At 62.9% G+C, this 2,231-nt stretch carries 3 protein-coding genes; 2 read left to right on the top strand and 1 reads right to left on the bottom strand.

The window, feature by feature from the left end; genetic code table 11:
- A partial coding sequence (locus AC5Y7D_RS30765) for a PPE domain-containing protein (RefSeq protein WP_499929946.1) occupies positions 1 to 163 on the bottom strand: 163 nt, incomplete at its 3' end.
- A gap of 260 nt (positions 164 to 423) precedes the next feature.
- Between AC5Y7D_RS30765 and kstR2 the strand changes: the two genes are divergently transcribed.
- Together kstR2 and fadA6 are read left to right on the top strand one after the other, a co-directional pair.
- The gene (gene kstR2 / locus AC5Y7D_RS30760; RefSeq protein WP_499929944.1) at positions 424 to 1,026 is read left to right on the top strand and encodes a TetR family transcriptional regulator KstR2; all 603 of its coding nucleotides are present in this window, start codon (positions 424 to 426) and stop codon (positions 1,024 to 1,026) included.
- Between the two features lies 1 nt (position 1,027).
- Entirely contained in the window at positions 1,028 to 2,188 is a 1,161-nt protein-coding gene (gene fadA6, locus AC5Y7D_RS30755; protein WP_499929942.1) for a steroid 3-ketoacyl-CoA thiolase FadA6, read from the top strand.
- Positions 2,189 to 2,231 lie beyond the last annotated feature (43 nt).

Raw genomic sequence — 2,231 nt, 5'->3', positions numbered from 1 at the left:
AGGTCACCGACGAGAAGGAGTCCGCTGCCGAACCCAGTTCCTCGGACAGCCCCGACCACGCCACCGACGCGTCGAGCATGGGCGCCGACCCAGCGCCGAGGTACATCCGTAAAGAGTTGACTTCTGGTGGAAGAACCGAAAAGTTCACAGCGCTGACCTCCATTGACCCCGTCGCCCGTGACGAGCAAACCCGACGCGAGAACGATACGACGCTGTTGTTCGCTTGTTTCCGTTTTGCTAAAAGTTTCCCGATTTCCGCGTGGAGTGGGCGTTCCGCGACATTGAGCGGTGTCTCACAGTTGCCAGCCGGCTCGTCAGACCACGCGGGCTCGTGATCGACCGCGGTGCGGTTGCAAAAAGCCGAGGCGCGGTACCGGCCGCCTGCAGCTGGCCGAGCAAGCGCTTGGTTGATACGCTTAGCGAGTGGAACGGGTGGCAGGTCAGGCTAACAGTCGCCGAGACGAGTTACTGGAACTCGCCGCGGTGATGTTCGCCGAGCGCGGTCTGCGTGCCACCACCGTGCGCGACATCGCCGACGGTGCCGGCATCTTGTCGGGCAGTCTCTACCACCACTTCGCCTCCAAAGAGGAGATGGTCGACGAACTGTTGCGCGGATTCCTGGATTGGCTGTTCGGGAGGTACCGCGAAATCGTGGACAGCGAACCCAACCCCTTAGAAAGACTGAAGGGCCTGTTCATGGCGTCGTTCGAAGCCATCGAGCATCGGCACGCCCAAGTCGTCATCTATCAGGACGAAGCGCAACGCCTGTCGTCGCAGACGCGATTCTCCTATATCGATGAACGCAACAAGCAGCAGCGCAAGATGTGGGTCGATCTAATTCATCAGGGGATCGAGGAAGGTTACTTCCGGCCCGACCTGGACGTCGACCTCGTCTATCGCTTCATCCGTGACACCACGTGGGTGTCGGTGCGCTGGTATCAACCGGGCGGACCACTCACCGCGCAGCAGGTGGGTCAGAAGTACCTCGCCATCGTTCTGGGTGGAATCGCAAGAGAAGGAATGTGAAATGCCGGAGGCTTACGTCATCGACGCTGTGCGTACCGCGGTTGGCAAGCGCGGCGGCGGACTGGCCGGAATTCACCCCGTCGACCTGGGTGCCCTCGGGTGGCGTGGACTGCTGGACCGGGTGGACGTCGACCCGGCTGCCGTTGACGACGTCATAGCCGGGTGCGTCGATGCGATCGGCGGGCAGGCGGGAAACATCGCCCGACTGTCATGGTTGGCCGCCGGCTACCCGGAAGAGGTGCCGGGCGTCACCGTTGATCGGCAATGCGGCTCCAGCCAACAAGCGATTTCCTTTGGCGCGCAAGCGATCATGTCGGGCACCGCTGACCTGATCGTGGCGGGCGGCATGCAGAACATGAGCCAGATCCCGATCTCGTCGGCGATGACGGTCGGTGAACAGTTCGGATTCACTTCGCCGACAAACGAATCCAAGCAATGGCTGCACCGTTACGGCGACCAGGAGATTTCACAGTTCCGCGGTTCGGAGATGATCGCCGAGAAGTGGAACCTCTCGCGTGAGGAAATGGAGCAATACTCGCTGACCAGCCACGAGCGGGCCTTCGCCGCGATCCGGGGCGGCAACTTCGACAGCGAGATCCTTACGGTGGACACCGAATCCGGTCCCTTCCGGGTGGACGAAGGTCCGCGTGAGTCGTCACTGGAGAAGATGGCCGGGTTGAAGACCCTGGTCGAGGGTGGCCGGTTGACGGCAGCGATGGCCAGCCAGATTTCCGACGGTGCCTCGGCGGTGCTGCTCGCTTCCGAGCAGGCCGTCAAAGACCACGGTCTGACGCCGCGTGCCCGCATCCACCACATCAGCACCCGCGGCGCCGACCCGGTGTTCATGCTCACCGGACCGATCCCCGCCACCCGGTATGCGCTGGAGAAGACGGGGCTGTCCATCGACGACATCGACACCGTCGAGATCAACGAGGCGTTCGCCCCCGTTGTGATGGCCTGGCTCAAGGAGATCAAGGTCGACCCGGAGAAAGTGAACCCCAACGGCGGCGCCATCGCGCTCGGACATCCGTTGGGCGCCACCGGCGCAAAGTTGTTCACCACCATGCTGCACACGCTGGAGCGCATCGGTGGTCGCTACGGGCTGCAGACGATGTGCGAAGGCGGTGGCACCGCGAACGTCACAATCATCGAGCGCCTCTAGGCCCCGTTCGCCGCCGAGCGTGAACTATGCGACGCTCAGTCGG

The sequence above is a fragment of the Mycobacterium sp. NGS49 genome (genome assembly GCF_059812565.1).
Note: the sequence above shows the minus strand (reverse complement) of the source record. Positions and strands in the feature narration are given on the sequence as shown.

What these genes read in the sequence shown, in the direction of transcription:
- fadA6 (WP_499929942.1), top strand. Translation starts at nt 1,028, where the DNA reads ATGCCGGAGGCTTACGTCATCGACGCTGTGCGTACCGCGGTTGGCAAG.